Origin of the sequence: Clostridium sp. MSTE9 (assembly GCF_000277625.1) — a bacterium.
Lineage (GTDB): Bacteria > Bacillota > Clostridia > Oscillospirales > Acutalibacteraceae > Faecalispora > Faecalispora jeddahensis.
Window position 1 is genome coordinate 348,924 of sequence record NZ_AKFU01000035.1, and the last position, 16,165, is coordinate 365,088.

Sequence of the window (16,165 nt, forward strand, 5' to 3'; positions counted from 1 at the left end):
CAGATGGAAAAGCTGGAGTATCATCTGGATGTGTTTGACGGCCCTCTTGATCTGCTCTTGGCTCTGATCGCCAAAAACAAGGTGGAAATCTGCGACATCTCGATTTCCGATCTGCTCGACCAGTACATGGGGCAGATCGGAAAAATGCAGGAGCAGCAGATGGAGATTTCCAGCGAGTTTTTAGAGATGGCCGCGCGTCTGGTGTATTTAAAGACCGTTTCTCTGCTCCCGAAGAATGAAGAAGCGGAGGAGCTGCGCCGGGAGCTGACCGGGCAGCTGATGGAATACCAGGAATGGAAGCGGACGGCGCAGGCCCTGGGCGGGCTTTTTTCGTGGGATTCGTTTGTCCGGCAGCCGGCGCCCCTGCCGCCGGAACGGGTGTACAGCCGTTCCCATCATCCGGACGAGCTTCTTGCGGCGTATCTCAGCGCGGCGGGGAGGGGGAAACGCTTTTTGCCTCCTCCGGCGACATCGTTTGATGGAATTGTGACCCGCAAGCCGGTTTCGGTCGCTTCGCGGATTATCTTTGTGCTCCGCCGCTTGTGGAAGAAAAGACGGATGCCGTTTCATGACCTTCTGTGGGAAAGCCGGCAGAAATCAGACCTGGTCGCAACCTTTCTGGCGGTGCTGGAGCTGGTGAAAAATCACCGTGTCCGCGTAGACGGAGAGGAAAGCGGAACGACGATAACTCTGTTGACTGGCGGTGCAGACCCATGGAAATAAAAAAATTGCAGGGCGCGATCGAGGCCATCCTGTTTTCGAGCGGAGACGCCGTTCCCTTGGAACGGATTGCAGAGGCCCTGGAGCTGGATCGCGCTACGGCGGTGAGGCTCATGAAGAGCGTGATGGATTCCTTTAATCAGTCGGCCAAAGGAATACGGATCATACAATTAGAAAATCAGTACCAAATGTGCAGCGCCGATGAATATGGTGAAACGGTACGGCGCACACTGGATTTAAGAAGAAACGCCCCTCTTTCACAGGCCGCTATGGAGGTTCTGGCGGTGATTGCCTATCAGCAGCCGGTTACCAAGGCCTTTGTGGAGCAGGTGCGCGGGGTGGACAGCTCCGGGGTCATCTCTAATCTGTGCGAAAAGGGACTTGTGGAGGAACGGGGCAGGCTCGATTTGCCTGGCCGGCCGCTGCTGTACGGCACAACGCCCAATTTTCTGCGCTGCATGAATCTTTCCTCCCTGAACGATCTGCCTCCTCTGCCTCAGAGCAGCCCGGAGGATTCGGAGGAAGAGGAAGATGAAACTGCGGAAAAAACGCTTTAAGCCTTTTGGACAAAGCATAAAATCGAAGGAGGGTACGCGCCAATGACCTGGGTTTGGATTTTACTGGGCTTTCTCGGCTTGTTGGCACTGGCGCTGGCAGCCCGGGTGAAAATCCATTTATCTTTCGAGATGGAGGATGGTTTTTCGGGAGAAGCGCGGTATCTATTCTTCCATTATCGTTTCCCCACAGAGGAAGAGCCTGAAAAAGAGGCTAAGAAAAAGAAAAAAGAAGAGAAAAAGAAAGGCAAGCCAGACAAAAAGCAGTCTGTTCGGGATATAATAAAAGAAAAGGGCTTCACAGGGTTCCTGAGCTTCCTTTCTGAGCTTGCTTCCATCGCCGCGGGCGCGGCAAAGCGGCTGCTTTCGCACTTTATTCTGAAGGAACTGAAAATTCGTGTTGTCCTGGGGGCAGAGGACGCCGCCACAACTGCTGTGCTGTACGGTACGGTCAGTGGAGTGGTTTATCCTGCTGCCGGCACATTGGTAACGGCATTTCGGTGCAAACACTACGATGTGCTGATAACACCCGATTTTAACGGGGAAAAGCTCTCCGCACAAATGCTCATGGACGGCAGCGTCCGTTTGGTGTTTCTGATCGCAGCCGGCCTGTACGCGCTGCTGCGGTATGTCAAAATGGTTCTGCGGCAAAAGCGGGAAGAAGGACGTCAGGCCGCAATGGCCGGAGAAGCTGCGGGAAAATCATAACAGGGAAAACTGACGAAAGAAAGAAAAGAAAGAGCGGTGTAATAAAATGAGTGAACATCCCATTGAAGGCATGATGAATACTACCTTAGAAAAGATCAAGCAGATGGTGGACGTCAATTCGATTATCGGCGATCCCATCACGGCGCCGGACGGCACAATCATCATTCCGATTTCAAAAATTTCTTACGGCTTCGGCTCCGGCGGTTCCGATCTTCCGGCAAAGGCTGCCGCGGATAGGAATATGTTCGGCGGCGGCGCCGCAGCGGGCATCACCATTCAGCCGGTGGCGTTTCTGACCATCAGCGGCGGAAATGTGCGGATGATGCAGGTTGACCCGTACCACGGTTCGGTAGACCGCGTGATCGGGATGGTGCCCGAGGTATTCGACAAGGTCAACGACATGATCGCACAGAAGAAAGCGAAAAAATCCGCGTCCTCTTCTGAATCCGGCAAGCTGGACGATCCTCAAATCTAACTACTAAACCGGCGCCTGCCTGCATACTATTAGCAGGCAGGTGATGAGTTTGTTAAAGAGATTTTTTGCGGTATTGACCGCGTCAGTTCTGATGATCCCGCTGTTCCCGGCGGTATCTGCGCAGGAACAGGCGAAAACCAGCACGCCTGAGATTTCTGCCAAAGCGGCAGTATTGATCGATGCGGACAGCGGCAAGGTTTTGTTTGCCAAGCAGGAATCCCTGCAGCTGCCCATGGCCAGCACAACAAAAATCATGACGGCCTTGCTCGCGTTGGAGCAGGCCGAAGTCAAGGACCCGGTCGTGACCGTTACGGATGAGATGGTTCGGGTGGAAGGCTCCTCTATGGGGCTGATGCCCGGGAACAAGCTTCGTCTGAGCGATCTTGCCGTGGGAATGATGATGGTTTCAGGCAACGATGCCGCCAATACCGCGGCGATTGCCATGGCCGGCAATGTGACAAAATTTGCGGAGCTGATGAATGCCCGTGCGCAGGAAATCGGCATGAAGAATACCCACTTTGTTACGCCCTCGGGCCTGGATTCGGATCAGCACTATTCGACTGCGTACGACATGGCGCTTTTGGGGATCGAGGCGATGAACAACAGCCGGTTTGCAGGGATCGTCTCACAAAAGCAGATGACCGTCAAGTTTATCAACCCGGAGCAGACGATCAACTACGGGAACCATAACCGCCTGCTCAGTCTGTATCCGGACAGCATCGGCATCAAAACCGGCTTTACCAAAAAGGCGGGGCGGTGCCTGGTCAGCGCGGCCCAGCGGGACGGCGTTCGCCTTGTGGCGGTTACACTCAATGCGCCGAATGACTGGGATGATCATATCAAGCTCTATGACTATGGCTTTGCAAAGCTGCATTCGTTTACTCCGGATACCGCTTCCCTGCGTTATACGCTTCCCATTGTTGGCGGCATGACCGATACGGTTTCGGTGATTCCCGGCTCGGCGGACAGCATTTCGCTGACAGACGATGAAATCGCGCGGCTTGTGCAGATGGTGGAGCTTCCGCATTTTGTGTATGCTCCCATCAGAGAAGGGGAAATGGTGGGCTCCGTCAGCTATTGGCTGGACGGGAAGATGATCATCGAGGTTCCGCTTCTGGCAGAGCAGGCAGTAGAATGCCCTCAGCCGGAAAAAACACGGATGGAAAAAATATGGGACAAAATCAAATCGATTTTTCAATAAATCAGAAAATTCAGTTAGGAAGTAATTTATGGCAAAAGACGTAAGACTGCAAAAAATGCTCGCGGACAGCGGAATCGCATCCCGCAGAAAAGCGGAGGAGCTGATCGCCGCCGGTGCCGTGCGCGTAAATGGAATGGTTGCGAAGATCGGCGACAAGGTGGACGTCCGAAAAGACAAGGTGACGGTTCACGGACGAAATGTCGTAAAGCGCAGCAAAAATATATATATCATGCTGCACAAGCCCCGCGGATTCATCACGACCATGAGCGATGAAATGGACCGCAAATGCGTAGCGGAGCTGGTCAGCGAGATTCCGGAACGGGTTTACCCCGTGGGCCGGCTTGACAGAGAATCGGAAGGCCTGCTTTTGATGACGAACGACGGTGCGTTTGCAAACGCGATGACGCACCCCTCAAAGCATGTGCCGAAAACATACCGCGTCACTGTGCGCCCCGGCGTAACGGAGGATCAGCTGACGCAGATCGCCGTTGGAATTGTGATCGACGGCCAGAAAACCGCGCCCGCCAATGTGCATATCATTTCGCAGGAGCCGGGCAGAGTTGTGCTGGAAATCGTTCTGTATGAGGGCCGCAACCGCGAGATCCGAAAGATGTGCGAAACTCTGGGATTGGATGTCGCCCGCCTCAAGCGCACCGCTGTCGGCCCCGTTCGTCTGGGAATGCTCCAGCCGGGGCAGTGGCGGAACCTGACCGGGGAAGAGGTCAAGCGCCTGATGGTCGCGGCAAAAGAGGACAAAGCCGCCGAACCAGAGCCGGAGCGCCCGAAAGCTGCCGCCAGACCCGCGGTGCGGCGCAGCACCAAGTTTTCTTCTAAAAAATGATACCAAAGAGACGGGATGCTTCCTTATTTGAACATTCCGTCTTTTTTCGCATTTTTCCGTATAACAATTGAATTTTTTGTGTCTTTCGGCTTGTTATTCCCTTGGGAATACAGTATAATAATACCAAGTATTGATTGCTGAATTATGGATTCATTTTCGCTTTTTTTCGGAGAAGAAAGAACGGAATTGAGCATAAGTCATGAGTCATCTGTATGATCTGTATCGTGAAAAATCAGTATATTGCAAAGGAATGGAGGAACAAAAACATGAGTGTTGTCGGCAATAAAGAATTGCTACAAAGCGCTCGCGATGCTGCTGGGAGTAAAAAAGTGTATCAGCGCATTTCCCTCTTGGTAGACGAAGGCTCCTTTCAGGAATTGGATGCTTATGCAAAATCTGCTGACCATTCGGCAGAGGTTGTAACCGGCTTTGGATATGTCGGTGGTCTGCCGGTCTATGTTTTTGCACAGGACAGCGAGGTCGACGGAGGGGCAATGTCCAAAACGCAGGCGTATAAGATTCGCAAGCTGTATGATCTGGCGCTGAAGACCGGAACACCGGTTGTGGGAATCTACGATTCTGTGGGCGGACATCTGAAAGAGGGAGCCGAGCTGCTCGCGGCGTATGGAGATATTCTGCTGAAAAGCAATAATCTTTCCGGTGTGGTTCCTCAGGTTTCCGTTGTGCTCGGTCCCTGCGTAGGCACTTCTGCTCTGATTGCGGCGGGCGCTGACTTTGTGATTATGGCGGAAAACGCCACCTTTACCATAGAAACGGCAGATGAGAACGGCTCCGCAAAGGCGGCGTCCAAGCTCGGACTGGCCCACTGGGTAGAGAAGACCGAAGAGGATGCTTTGGACAGAGCACGCAAGGTGCTTTGCCGCCTGCCCTCGAATAACCTGTCTCTTGTACCGGAAGCGGACGCTCTTGGCGTTTGCAGCAATTCCGAGCTGCAGGAGGGCGCAAAGGTAACGGATATTATCAATGCGGTTGTGGATGACGGCAGCTACATGGAGTTCTGCCCCGAGTACGGCACCTCCGCTATTACCGGTCTGGCATTGATCAACGGCGCGTCTGTGGGCGTGATCGGTTATCAGGATATCGTCGGCTCGTACTGCTGCTCGAAGGCCGCCCGGTTTGTCCGCTTCTGCGACGCGTTTTCTCTGCCGATCGTCACTATTGTGGACGCTGACAAGTTTGCGTCTCTGCGTGAGGCCGCAAAGCTCTCCGCTGCGTATTCCGAGGCGACGACCATTAAGATCACCGTGATTTCCGGCCAGGCTGTGGGTGCGTTCTATATTGCCACCGCAGGCCGCGGCGCCAACGCGGATGTGACAATGGCATGGACCAGCGCGGTGGTATCTCCCATTTCTCCCGCTGCGGCCGCTCTGTTCCAGTCCAGCGACCAGCTTGCTGGTTCAGAAAATCCCATCGAACAGCGCAAACAGCTGATTGAAGATTATAAAACGACTCAGGCGTCGCCCTTTGCAGCTGCCGCCGACGGTTATGTGGAAGATATTATTCTTCCGGAAGAAACCCGCCAGAAGCTGGTTTCTCACCTGGAGATGCTGGCCGGCAAGCGTGTTTCCACCCTGCCGAAGAAGCACAGCAATATTCCGATGTAAAAACAATCCGCAAAACGTTTTTCGTATCGATTGAATGAAAAGGGGATATAAAAATGAAAAATTTAATAGTCACCGTAAACGGTGTCGCTTATAACGTACAGGTAGAAGAAACCGGCGCTGCGGCTCCGGCAGCTCCCGCAGCTGCCCCGGCTCCTGTTGCCGCTCCCGCTCCGGTAGCGGCTGCTCCGGCCCCGGCCCCTGTGGCTGCGCCCGCACCTGCTCCGGCTCCCGCTCCTGCTGCTCCTAAGGCGGCAAAACCGGCTGCGGGCGCGAACAGCGTGAACGCTCCCATGCCCGGCACCATTCTGAATGTTCTCGTTTCCGCCGGCGATTCCGTCAAGAAGGGTCAGACTCTTATGATCCTGGAAGCCATGAAGATGGAAAATGAAATCATGGCTGCACAGGACGGCGTGATTGCAGGTGTTCATGTATCGAAGGGTGACGCCGTAAATCCGGGCGACGCTCTTGTATCCTTCCAGTAAGGGAGGCTGAATTATGGCTAAAAAAATTGGAATTACCGAAACCGTTCTGCGTGACGCGCATCAGTCCCTGATCGCGACCAGAATGTCCACTGAGGAAATGATCCCGATTCTGCCGGAGCTGGATAAAGTGGGCTTTCACTCTCTGGAGTGCTGGGGCGGCGCTACGTTTGATGCCTGCCTGCGCTTTCTGAACGAAGACCCCTGGGACAGACTGCGCACCATCCGCCGTCTTTGCCCCAAAACTAAGCTGCAGATGCTGTTCCGCGGCCAGAACATGCTTGGCTACCGCCACTATGCGGACGATGTCCTCGATTATTTCGTACAGCGCAGCGTCGCAAACGGCATCGATGTGATCCGTATTTTTGACGCGCTGAACGATCTGCGCAACCTCGAGCGTGCCATCAAGGCCGCCAAGAAAGAGGGGGCGCACGCACAGGTCGGTATTTCTTACACGACCGGCCCTGTCTTTACCAATGAGTATTATATCGACTATGCCAAACGGATTCAGGAAGCCGGCGCAGACTCCATCTGCATTAAGGATATGGCTGCTCTGCTGACCCCATACCGCACGGAAGAGCTCGTCAAGGCGCTCAAATCCGCTGTGGATTTGCCGATTCAGCTGCACACCCACTACACCTCCGGTCTTGCCTCCATGTGTATGATCAAGGGCGTGGAAGCCGGTGTGGATTGGATCGACACCGCGATGTCGCCGCTGGCTCTGGGCACCTCTCACGCGCCGACGGAATCGATCGTTGCCGCATTCGAGGGCACCGAGTACGACACCGGCCTGGATCTGGTTCTGCTCAATGAAATCCGCGAGTACTTCATGACTCTGCGCGAGAAGTATATTCAAAACGGTCTGCTCGATCCTTCGATGCTGGCCACCAACACCAAGGCGCTTCACTATCAGGTACCCGGCGGCATGCTGTCAAACCTGCTGTCGCAGCTCAAGCAGGCCGGCAAGGCCGATCAGCTGGAAGAAGTACTGCAGGAGGTTCCGCGTGTCCGTCAGGATTCCGGTTATCCGCCTCTGGTAACGCCCACCTCTCAGATCGTCGGAACACAGGCTGTGTTCAACGTGATCACCGGCGAGCGCTATAAGATGTGCACCAAGGAATTTAAGGATATGGTAGCCGGTAAGTACGGCAAGACTCCGGTTGAGATCGATCCCGCATTCCAGAAAAAGATCATCGGCGATGAAACACCGATTACCTGCCGCCCGGCCGATCTGCTTTCTCCCGAGCTGGAAACCCTGCGCAAGGAAGCAGCCCAGTGGACAGAGCAGGAGGAGGATGTTCTCTCTTACGCTCAGTTCCCGAAGGTGGCCGAAGATTTCTTCCGCAAACGCCGCGACGCCAAATATGGCATCAACAGCAAGCTTGCAAACGAAGAGAAGCAGGTTCATCCTGTTTGATGTAATTGACATGGTATCTGTTAACAGTCCCAGGGCCTTTTCAGGCGCTGGGGCTGTTATTCCTTGCTGGCGCTTTTTTCCTCCATAATAAACGGTGACGGTTGCAATTGTATCATAAAGCTGGTAAAATGAAGTGATAATATTTTGAAAGCTGGGCTTTCGCAAACTTACTAACGTTGGGATGATACGCCATGATAAAAAGTATGACGGGGTATGGCCGCGCAGAGGGAACCCTGGATGGGCGATATATCATAGTTGAAATCAAATCGGTCAATCATCGGTACTTTGAGTTTAACTCAAAGATTACACGGGGATACTCTTTTTTGGACGAAAAGCTGAAAGCGCTGCTGCAGCAGGGAATCTCCCGCGGCAAGGTGGACGTTTTCGTTTCTGTTGAAACGCTGGAGGACGCCGATGCGCAGGTTCTGGTAAATCATTCAATGGCTGCGGGCTATTTGAATGCGCTGAAAGAACTGCGCGACAAATATGATTTAAGGGATGACATCACTGTGATGGGCCTGGCCCGGTACAGCGATATCTTTACCGTTCACCGCACGCCGGAGGATGAAGATCAGACCTGGGAGTATGTTTCCCAGGTGACCCGGCAGGCCATGGAGCAGCTGCTCCAGATGAGAGAACGGGAGGGAGCCCGCCTGAAGGAGGACATCTTGGCCCGTGCCGGGGTGATTCTGTCTCTGGTACAGACGGTGGAGGAGCGTTCCCCCGTTACAGTACAGGAATACCAGCAGAAGCTGCTGGCCCGCCTGCAGGATGTTCTGCACGACAGCAATATTGAAGAGCAGCGCATTTTGACAGAAGCCGCTATCTTCGCGGACAAAATTGCCGTGGCGGAAGAAACCGTTCGCCTGCGCAGTCATTTTGACCAGCTAAATCTGATGCTGGAATCCTCGGAGGCCATCGGCAGAAAGCTGGATTTTCTTGTTCAGGAAATGAATCGCGAAACAAATACCATCGGCTCCAAAGCGTCTGATTCCCAGATCGCCTACATGGTGGTAAATATGAAAGCTGAAATTGAAAAGATCAGAGAACAGATTCAGAATATCGAATAGTCATTCTTAGGAGGAAACACGGCATGAGGCTAATAAACATTGGTTTTGGCAATATGGTGTCCGCCAATCGTCTGGTGGCAATTGTCAGTCCCGAATCCGCACCGATCAAGCGCATCATACAGGATGCCAAGGAGCGCGGCACTTTGATTGACGCGACCTATGGCAGACGTACCCGCGCGGTGATCGTCACAGACAGCGACCATGTGATTCTGTCTGCTGTTCAGCCCGAAACAGTCGCCAACCGACTGAACGATCGGGAGGAAGATATTGCGGATGAGGAGCTGGATGAGGATGACTAACGGCTTGCTGCTGGTGTTTTCGGGGCCGTCCGGAGTTGGGAAGGATACGGTGCTGCACGAGCTGCTGCGCCAGAATGATTCCGTGCGGCTGTCGGTTTCCGCTACCACACGCAGCCCCCGGCCCGGTGAGATAGACGGAAAAGATTATTTCTTTGTCACCCGCGAGCACTTTCAGGAGATGATCGAGCGCGGGGAAATGCTGGAATACGCCGAGTATTGCGGCAATTATTACGGTACGCCTGCTGTGCCCGTACGCGAGTGGCAGGAGCAGGGCCTTGACGTGATTCTGGAGATCGAAGTGCAGGGCGGCGCCCAGATCAAGCGAAAGCATCCCGATTGTGTCAGCGTTTTTTTGCTGCCGCCGTCGCTGGAGGTTTTGGAATCGCGCCTGCGCCACCGTGCTTCAGACACCGAAGAGGTGATCCAGAAGCGCATGGAATCCGCCTGCGGCGAAATTTTAGAAGCGAAGCATTACGACTATTTAATTGTAAATGATACGGTAGACCACGCAGTGGAACAGATCTGTTCCATTTTGTGTGCGGAGAAACTCCGCTTTGGTCGTGCCGATGCCGATATTGAAAGGATGCTAAATTATGCTGAGACCATCACATGAAGCTTTTTCCACCCCGAATTTGAGCCAATACTCGATTGTGGTTGCAGTTGCAAAACGCGCGAGAGAAATCGCGGATGAAGCCGAAAAGGCAGGGGATATTCTGATTGAAAAGCCGGTAGATCTGGCGGTACGGGATTTTATCCAGCATAAATATAAGATTATTGTGCCGACTCAGGAGAAAAATCCGGATTCTTTTTTTCACGAATAATCCCGGCAGGTGAAATAATTTCATGGAACAAATGACCGCGGTTGGTGTGGCCGTTGAAAACACGGCATATCATTTTGACAAAGAGTTTACGTATTTTCTGCCGCCGGGGATGCAGGCTGCCCCCGGGTGCCGGGTAATGGTGCCCTTTGGCAGCGGCAACCGGGGGCGGCAGGGAATGATCCTCTCTTTGCAGTCCTGCGAACAGCCCGAACTGCTCAAACCGGTAACGGCGGTGCTGGACCAAACGCCTTTGCTTTCCGCGGAACAGCTCCGGATGGTTCCCTGGCTGAAGGAACGATATTTTTGCAGCCTGTTTGACGCGGTGAAGCTGCTGCTTCCCGCGGGGATTAACTTTAAAATCTCCACACAGTATGTGTTGGCTGCCCCAAAGCAGGAATTCCCTGAGCAGAACTTCTCCGAGACAGAACGGCTGCTGCTCAGCCGTCTTTCTCAGAAGGCTGCGGCAGAGGAAGAACTGCTGCAGATGCTCGATTCCCGGCATGGGCCTTCGGCTTTGGAGAGACTTTGCTCTCTCGGCGTTATCCGGAAGGAAAGCGCGGCCACCCGCCGAATCGGCGACGCCATGCGCAAGATGATCCGCCTCACTGCGGAAGAAATGCCCGATTCCCTTTCCCCAAAGCAGCGGGAAGTGTTCGAGCTTTTGCTTTCGATTGGCCGTGTGTCGGTGAAGGAGTTGTGCTACTTTGCGGGGGTTACGGTATCCGTGCCCGACGCATTGGTGAAAAAAGGTCTGGCCTCCTATTATGAGGAGGAGCAGTATCGAAACCCGTACGAAAAGGCGCAGGAATCCGCCGAAGAGGTGGATGTTTCGCTCTCTCCCGAGCAGCAGGCAGCGTATGAAGGGCTTTTGGGCCGGTATCGTTTCGGCGCGGCGGTCTCTTTGCTGTACGGCGTAACCGGCAGCGGAAAAACACAGGTTTATCTGCGGCTGATTGAGGACGTGATTGCCGACGGCCGCGGTGTGATCGTGATGGTGCCGGAGATTTCGTTGACCCCGCAGACGGTTGCTTTGTTTCATCAAAGATACGGCAAACAGGTTGCGGTGTTTCACAGCGGGCTTTCTCTGGGAGAACGGCTCGATGAATGGAAGCGGGTCAAAAATGGACAGGCAAAAATCGTCGTGGGTACCCGCTCTGCTGTATTTGCTCCCTTTGAGCACCTGGGCCTGATCGTAATGGATGAGGAACAGGAGGCTACGTATAAATCGGAATCCGCACCGCGCTACCACGCGCGCGACGTGGCAAAATTCCGGTGCGCATACCACAAAGCGCTTTTGCTGCTTTGTTCCGCCACCCCGTCAGTCGAAACCACTTACTTTGCCCAGAAGGGCCGGTATTCGATGTACCCGCTTCCCAGCAGATACGGCCCGGCCGAGCTTCCGCAGGTAACGATTGCGGACATGAACCAGGAAATCCTTCTCGGAAATTCCACGGTATTCAGTACAGCGCTCAAAGAGGCACTGACAGATACCCTTGCCAAGCGCGAGCAGGCCATCCTGCTTTTAAATCGGCGCGGGTACCACACTTTTGCTACGTGCAAAGCGTGCAACGCTGTGGTAAGCTGCCCGAATTGCAGTATTTCGTTAACGTACCATGCGGCAAATCATCGCCTGATGTGTCATTACTGCGGCTATTCCGTACCGGCCACCCGCCGCTGCCCGAGCTGCGGGCAGGATGAAGTTCGCTTTTCTGGCGCGGGAACGCAGAGAGCGGAAGAACAGCTGGCACAGCTTTTCCCGCAGGCCCGGGTTCTGCGGCTTGATACCGACAGCACCATGGGACGTTTTTCTTACGAAAAGAAGCTTAGCCGTTTTGAAAATGGGGAATATGATATTATCGTGGGAACTCAAATGGTCGCAAAAGGCCTGGATTTTGCCAATGTGACGCTCGTCGGTGTGCTTTCCGCTGATCAGTCCCTTTACGGAGATGATTTTCGATGCTCCGAACGCTCCTTTGATCTTCTGACCCAGGTAGTTGGCCGATCCGGACGAGGCTCTAATCACGGCCGAGCTATCATTCAGACCTTTACGCCCGAGAGCCGTGTCATCCGTCTTGCGGCGGCACAGGACTATGGCACCTTTTATCGGGAAGAAATCCAGTTCCGGCAGGCAATGCTGTACCCGCCGTTTGCCGATTTTGTTCTGATCGGCTTTGTCGGGCAGCGGGAGGAACAGGTTTGCCAGGCCAGCCTATATTTTATGAATCTGCTGCGCAATCTGGCCGGCCGGGAATATTCCGATCTGCCGCTGCGGGTGCTGGATCCGTCCCCGGCGCTGGTGACAAAGGTCAGCAACAAATACCGTTATCAGCTGCTCATCAAATGCAGGAACGATAAACGGCTGCGCGCGATGCTGTCGCGTCTTTTCATTGAGTTTTCTGCCGAACGGCGCTTTGCGCAGGTTACGGCTTTTGTGGATACAAACCCTGTATCCGCCCTATAACGAATGGAGGAATAGAACATGGCAATTCGTAAAATTGTACAGGACGGCGACCCGATTTTAAAAAAAGTATGCCGTCCCGTTGAAAAATTTGATGATAAACTTGCTACCCTTTTGGATGACATGAGAGAAACGGTGATTACCGCGAACGGAGCCGGCCTTGCCGCCAACCAGGTGGGCATCCTGCGCCGTGCGATCGTTGTGGTGAATGTGGAGGATGATAGCATCATTGAGCTGGTGAATCCCGAAATCATCGAAAGCGACGGCGAACAGGACGGCGCCGAGGGCTGCCTGTCTTTCCCGGGGCAGTATGGCATGGTCAAGCGTCCGATGCACGTGAAGGTTCGCGCGCAGGACAGAAATGGGAAATTCTTCGAGATAGAGGGAACTGATTTTTTGGCGCGGGCCTTCTGCCACGAAACCGATCACCTCAACGGAATTGTATTTAAAGAGCGCGCCAGCCGCATCCTTTCCGAGGATGAAATGGAATAACCACACAGGAGGAAAACCCGATGCGGATCGTTTTTATGGGAACACCGGATTTCGCGGTTCCCTGTTTACAGGCTCTGCTGGACGCCGGACACGAGGTGTGCGGGGTTTTCACTCAGCCGGATAAGCCGAAAGGCCGGGGCTATGCACTGGCCCCGCCGCCAGTGAAGGAGCTTGCTCTGGAGCGCGGAATTCCCGTTTACCAGCCGGCCACTCTGCGCACGCCGGAAGCCGCCGCGCTGGTTGCCTCCCTTTCTCCGGAGGTTATTGTAGTTGTTGCTTATGGAAAGCTGCTGCCGAAAGAGATTCTGCAGCTTCCGCTGCACGGCTGTATCAACGTTCACGCTTCTCTGCTGCCGAAATACCGCGGCGCGGCGCCGATTCAGTGGGCCGTGATCAACGGGGACGAAGTGACCGGCGTCGCTACCATGCAGATGGACGAAGGACTCGATACCGGCGACATCCTGCTGGTAGAGGAGACAAAAATCGGTGAGAACGAGACTTCCGGCGAGTTATTTGACCGCCTGCGGGAGCTGGGCGCACAGGTGCTCGTCGAAACGCTGCGGCAGCTTGAGGCCGGCACTCTGAAACGCAGGCCTCAGGGAAATGAGGGCGCCAGCTACGCGTCGATGCTCAGCCGCGAGCTTTCTGTGATCGACTGGAGCCGTTCCGCCCAGGAAATCCACAACCTTGTGCGCGGGCTTTCCCCGTGGCCGGTTGCCTGCTCTGTTTACCAGGGCAAACGGATCAAGATCTATCAAACGCAGGTGTGCGGGGATGAATCCGGCGAGCCGGGGCAGGTGCTTCCCGGAAAGGATTTTCTCGTCTGCTGCGGACAAAACACAGCATTAAAGCTGATGACAGTTCAATATGAAGGTGGTAAACGCATGGACGGCTCCGATTTTTTGCGGGGACATCCTGCGTTACCGGAAACCCGGATGGGATTCTGACGGAGGGTTACAATGGATTATTTCTTTTATGACCGAACGTATTTTATCTTCATTCTGCCTGCGCTGATCCTCTCTTTGGCGGCTCAGCTTCAGGTGCAGTCCGCCTTTCGCAAATATTCTCAGATTCCAAATCGTCGAAACCTGACGGGAGCAGAGGCAGCCCGCCAGGTTTTGCGCTTTCATGAGATCACCGACGTGCCGATCCAGCCGATCGGCGGCCAGCTGACCGACCATTACGACCCCAGAAACAACAGCATCAGCCTGAGCCAGCCGGTTTATGGCAGCGCCACCATTTCTGCGGTCGGCGTGGCGGCCCATGAGGCAGGACATGCGGTGCAGTATGCGCACGGCTATTTCCCAATCAAACTGCGGGCGCTTCTTGTTCCCGCCGTGAATTTTTCCTCCAAGCTGGCGATTCCGCTGATTTTGATCGGTTTATTTCTGCCGCTTCAATATGAAGGCGTGATTTATGCGGGAATCGCTCTGTACAGTTTGGCCGTGCTTTTTTCACTTTTGACCCTGCCGGTGGAGTTTAACGCCAGCGCCAGGGCGATCAGCGCTCTGGAACGCTCCGGCATGCTCTCAGAAGAGGAGCTACACGGTGCGTCCAAGGTACTTCGGGCCGCCGCAATGACGTATGTGGCCGCGGCCTTTGCCTCAATCCTATCTCTGCTTCGCCTGCTGGCGATCGCGGGGAACCGAAGGAGATAATGAATGACACCAAATGCAAGAACGGCGGCCCTGCAGGCGCTGCTTCATGTGGACGAAAACGAAGGGTACTCCAATATCGTCATCGATAAAACGCTGCGGCGCTTTTCACTCGAGCCGCGCGACGCCGCTTTGGCCACCGCGCTTTTCTACGGGGTATTGGAGCGCCGGATCACGCTCGATTACGTGATCGAAGCCTTTTCCCGCAACCGGGGGCAGATCCTTTCGCCCACGGTGCGTGAGATTTTGCGGATCGGGGTATACCAAATCCTATATATGGAAAAAATACCAACGTCGGCGGCAGTGAATGAAGCGGTGAACTGCGCGAAGGAAAATGGTGCTGTAAAGGTCTCGGGCTTTATCAACGGTTTGCTGCGCTCCGTCCTGCGCGCCGAACAGCCTCTTCGGCTGCCCGATGAAAAACGGCAGCCGCTGAAAGCACTTTCTGTTCGCTATTCCTGTCCGGAATGGTTGATTGATCTGTGGACAAAGACTTATGGGGAGCCGCTGTGCCATGCGATTTTAGACAGCCTTTTTCAAAAAGCGCCGATTTATGCGCGTGTGAACACGGTGAAAATCACTGCAGAAGAGCTGATCCAAAGGCTGGAGCAGGAGGGTGTAAAGGCAACTGCAATTACAGCGGTTCCAGATGCCCTGATCCTCCAGAATACTGGAGCAGTCGCTTCTTTAGAAAGCTTTCAGGAGGGACTCTTCCATATTCAGGACCTTTCTTCACAGCTTTGCTGCGCACTGATCGATCCGCAGCCCGGCGAACGGATCATCGACGTATGCGCCGCCCCGGGCGGAAAGTCGTTTACGATGGCGGAGCGAATGGAAAACCGCGGCGAGCTGCTCGCTTTCGATAAATACAGGGGAAAGGTCGGGCTGATCCGCCAGGGGGCAGAACGTCTGGGGTTCTCTGTGATCCGGGCATCCGTCCGCGACGCGGCGGAGCCGAAGGAGGTTTTGGCCCCCGCAAACCGGGTGCTTTGCGACGCGCCTTGTTCGGGCCTCGGCATCATCCGCAGAAAGCCCGAGATTCGCTACAAGCCCCAGGATTCTCTTGACAGCCTGCCTGATTTGCAGTACCTTATACTTTGTAGATCTTCCGGGCTGGTAGAGCCAGGCGGTCTTTTATTCTATTCTACCTGCACGCTGAATCCCGCGGAAAACGACGCGGTGGCGGCGCGCTTTTTAAAGGATCACCCGGAATTTGAGCCCGAGCCGCTCAGTCTGCCAAAGTCCTTTCGACGGGCTGTGAGGGAACCGGAGCATCAGGTAACGCTGCTGCCGCCGGTACACGGCACAGACGGCTTTTTTATCGCGGCCTTCCGCCGCCGACGGGAGTAG

The 16,165-nt window shown here is 54.5% G+C and carries 18 protein-coding genes; all 18 read left to right on the top strand.

The features are described from left to right. The first annotated feature begins 3 nt into the window (after positions 1–3). The 18 genes from HMPREF1141_RS10490 to rsmB all read left to right on the top strand — a co-directional run bounded on the left by HMPREF1141_RS10490 (position 4) and on the right by rsmB (position 16,165). The gene (locus HMPREF1141_RS10490) at positions 4–723 is read left to right on the top strand and encodes a segregation/condensation protein A (protein ID WP_009063838.1); all 720 of its coding nucleotides are present in this window, start codon (positions 4–6) and stop codon (positions 721–723) included. After that, positions 714–1,277 carry an SMC-Scp complex subunit ScpB gene (scpB, locus tag HMPREF1141_RS10495; protein WP_009064014.1) on the top strand — a complete coding sequence of 188 codons (564 nt, stop codon included), beginning with the start codon at positions 714–716 and terminating at the stop codon, positions 1,275–1,277. The genes HMPREF1141_RS10490 and scpB overlap by 10 nt, the downstream gene beginning before the upstream one ends. A gap of 42 nt (positions 1,278–1,319) precedes the next feature. Continuing rightward, positions 1,320–1,982, top strand: coding sequence for a DUF2953 domain-containing protein (locus HMPREF1141_RS10500; protein ID WP_009063936.1), 663 nt, complete (start codon positions 1,320–1,322; stop codon positions 1,980–1,982). 46 nt (positions 1,983–2,028) lie between these two features. Continuing rightward, positions 2,029–2,457 carry a GerW family sporulation protein gene (gene ytfJ / locus HMPREF1141_RS10505; protein ID WP_009063578.1) on the top strand — a complete coding sequence of 143 codons (429 nt, stop codon included), beginning with the start codon at positions 2,029–2,031 and terminating at the stop codon, positions 2,455–2,457. Positions 2,458–2,500: 43 nt separating this feature from the next. After that, positions 2,501–3,658 carry a D-alanyl-D-alanine carboxypeptidase family protein gene (locus HMPREF1141_RS10510; RefSeq protein ID WP_009063640.1) on the top strand — a complete coding sequence of 386 codons (1,158 nt, stop codon included), beginning with the start codon at positions 2,501–2,503 and terminating at the stop codon, positions 3,656–3,658. A gap of 28 nt (positions 3,659–3,686) precedes the next feature. After that, a complete protein-coding gene (locus HMPREF1141_RS10515; protein WP_009064221.1) occupies positions 3,687–4,499 on the top strand; it encodes a pseudouridine synthase in 813 nt (270 codons plus the stop codon). A gap of 266 nt (positions 4,500–4,765) precedes the next feature. Further along, positions 4,766–6,124, top strand: a complete 1,359-nt coding sequence (locus HMPREF1141_RS10520) for a carboxyl transferase domain-containing protein (RefSeq protein WP_278245199.1) — start codon at positions 4,766–4,768, stop codon at positions 6,122–6,124. 53 nt (positions 6,125–6,177) lie between these two features. Then, a complete protein-coding gene (locus HMPREF1141_RS10525) occupies positions 6,178–6,606 on the top strand; it encodes a biotin/lipoyl-containing protein (protein WP_009063645.1) in 429 nt (142 codons plus the stop codon). Positions 6,607–6,619: 13 nt separating this feature from the next. Further along, the gene (locus HMPREF1141_RS10530) at positions 6,620–8,020 is read left to right on the top strand and encodes an oxaloacetate decarboxylase subunit alpha (RefSeq protein WP_009063894.1); all 1,401 of its coding nucleotides are present in this window, start codon (positions 6,620–6,622) and stop codon (positions 8,018–8,020) included. A 191-nt stretch (positions 8,021–8,211) separates the two neighbouring features. Then, positions 8,212–9,090, top strand: a complete 879-nt coding sequence (locus HMPREF1141_RS10535) for a YicC/YloC family endoribonuclease (protein ID WP_009064217.1) — start codon at positions 8,212–8,214, stop codon at positions 9,088–9,090. 23 nt (positions 9,091–9,113) lie between these two features. Then, a complete protein-coding gene (locus tag HMPREF1141_RS10540) occupies positions 9,114–9,389 on the top strand; it encodes a DUF370 domain-containing protein (RefSeq protein ID WP_009063440.1) in 276 nt (91 codons plus the stop codon). After that, entirely contained in the window at positions 9,376–10,002 is a 627-nt protein-coding gene (gene gmk / locus HMPREF1141_RS10545) for a guanylate kinase (RefSeq protein ID WP_035316905.1), read from the top strand. Before HMPREF1141_RS10540 ends, gmk begins: the two co-directional genes overlap by 14 nt. Then, positions 9,983–10,210: a DNA-directed RNA polymerase subunit omega gene (locus HMPREF1141_RS10550; RefSeq protein WP_009063908.1), complete on the top strand. Its 228-nt coding sequence runs from the start codon at positions 9,983–9,985 to the stop codon at positions 10,208–10,210. The genes gmk and HMPREF1141_RS10550 overlap by 20 nt, the downstream gene beginning before the upstream one ends. Positions 10,211–10,232: 22 nt before the next feature. Beyond that, positions 10,233–12,671 (top strand): primosomal protein N', encoded by a 2,439-nt coding sequence (gene priA, locus HMPREF1141_RS10555; RefSeq protein ID WP_009063886.1) that lies wholly within the window; start codon positions 10,233–10,235, stop codon positions 12,669–12,671. Positions 12,672–12,689: 18 nt separating this feature from the next. Further along, complete coding sequence (gene def, locus HMPREF1141_RS10560) at positions 12,690–13,160, top strand: peptide deformylase (RefSeq protein WP_009063604.1); 471 nt, start codon at positions 12,690–12,692, stop codon at positions 13,158–13,160. A gap of 20 nt (positions 13,161–13,180) precedes the next feature. Further along, positions 13,181–14,107: a methionyl-tRNA formyltransferase gene (gene fmt, locus HMPREF1141_RS10565; RefSeq protein ID WP_009064247.1), complete on the top strand. Its 927-nt coding sequence runs from the start codon at positions 13,181–13,183 to the stop codon at positions 14,105–14,107. Positions 14,108–14,119: 12 nt separating this feature from the next. Next, positions 14,120–14,818, top strand: coding sequence for a zinc metallopeptidase (locus HMPREF1141_RS10570; protein ID WP_009063538.1), 699 nt, complete (start codon positions 14,120–14,122; stop codon positions 14,816–14,818). A 3-nt stretch (positions 14,819–14,821) separates the two neighbouring features. Beyond that, positions 14,822–16,165: a 16S rRNA (cytosine(967)-C(5))-methyltransferase RsmB gene (gene rsmB / locus HMPREF1141_RS10575; RefSeq protein ID WP_009063561.1), complete on the top strand. Its 1,344-nt coding sequence runs from the start codon at positions 14,822–14,824 to the stop codon at positions 16,163–16,165.

Bases quoted from the DNA above. Each gene is read 5' to 3' on its own strand.
- HMPREF1141_RS10490 (WP_009063838.1), top strand. From the start codon at position 4: ATGGAAAAGCTGGAGTATCATCTGGATGTGTTTGACGGCCCTCTTGAT.
- scpB (WP_009064014.1), top strand. From the start codon at position 714: ATGGAAATAAAAAAATTGCAGGGCGCGATCGAGGCCATCCTGTTTTCG.
- HMPREF1141_RS10500 (WP_009063936.1), top strand. From the start codon at position 1,320: ATGACCTGGGTTTGGATTTTACTGGGCTTTCTCGGCTTGTTGGCACTG.
- ytfJ (WP_009063578.1), top strand. From the start codon at position 2,029: ATGAGTGAACATCCCATTGAAGGCATGATGAATACTACCTTAGAAAAG.
- HMPREF1141_RS10510 (WP_009063640.1), top strand. From the start codon at position 2,501: ATGAGTTTGTTAAAGAGATTTTTTGCGGTATTGACCGCGTCAGTTCTG.
- HMPREF1141_RS10515 (WP_009064221.1), top strand. From the start codon at position 3,687: ATGGCAAAAGACGTAAGACTGCAAAAAATGCTCGCGGACAGCGGAATC.
- HMPREF1141_RS10520 (WP_278245199.1), top strand. From the start codon at position 4,766: ATGAGTGTTGTCGGCAATAAAGAATTGCTACAAAGCGCTCGCGATGCT.
- HMPREF1141_RS10525 (WP_009063645.1), top strand. From the start codon at position 6,178: ATGAAAAATTTAATAGTCACCGTAAACGGTGTCGCTTATAACGTACAG.
- HMPREF1141_RS10530 (WP_009063894.1), top strand. From the start codon at position 6,620: ATGGCTAAAAAAATTGGAATTACCGAAACCGTTCTGCGTGACGCGCAT.
- HMPREF1141_RS10535 (WP_009064217.1), top strand. From the start codon at position 8,212: ATGATAAAAAGTATGACGGGGTATGGCCGCGCAGAGGGAACCCTGGAT.
- HMPREF1141_RS10540 (WP_009063440.1), top strand. From the start codon at position 9,114: ATGAGGCTAATAAACATTGGTTTTGGCAATATGGTGTCCGCCAATCGT.
- gmk (WP_035316905.1), top strand. From the start codon at position 9,376: ATGAGGATGACTAACGGCTTGCTGCTGGTGTTTTCGGGGCCGTCCGGA.
- HMPREF1141_RS10550 (WP_009063908.1), top strand. From the start codon at position 9,983: ATGCTGAGACCATCACATGAAGCTTTTTCCACCCCGAATTTGAGCCAA.
- priA (WP_009063886.1), top strand. From the start codon at position 10,233: ATGGAACAAATGACCGCGGTTGGTGTGGCCGTTGAAAACACGGCATAT.
- def (WP_009063604.1), top strand. From the start codon at position 12,690: ATGGCAATTCGTAAAATTGTACAGGACGGCGACCCGATTTTAAAAAAA.
- fmt (WP_009064247.1), top strand. From the start codon at position 13,181: ATGCGGATCGTTTTTATGGGAACACCGGATTTCGCGGTTCCCTGTTTA.
- HMPREF1141_RS10570 (WP_009063538.1), top strand. From the start codon at position 14,120: ATGGATTATTTCTTTTATGACCGAACGTATTTTATCTTCATTCTGCCT.
- rsmB (WP_009063561.1), top strand. From the start codon at position 14,822: ATGACACCAAATGCAAGAACGGCGGCCCTGCAGGCGCTGCTTCATGTG.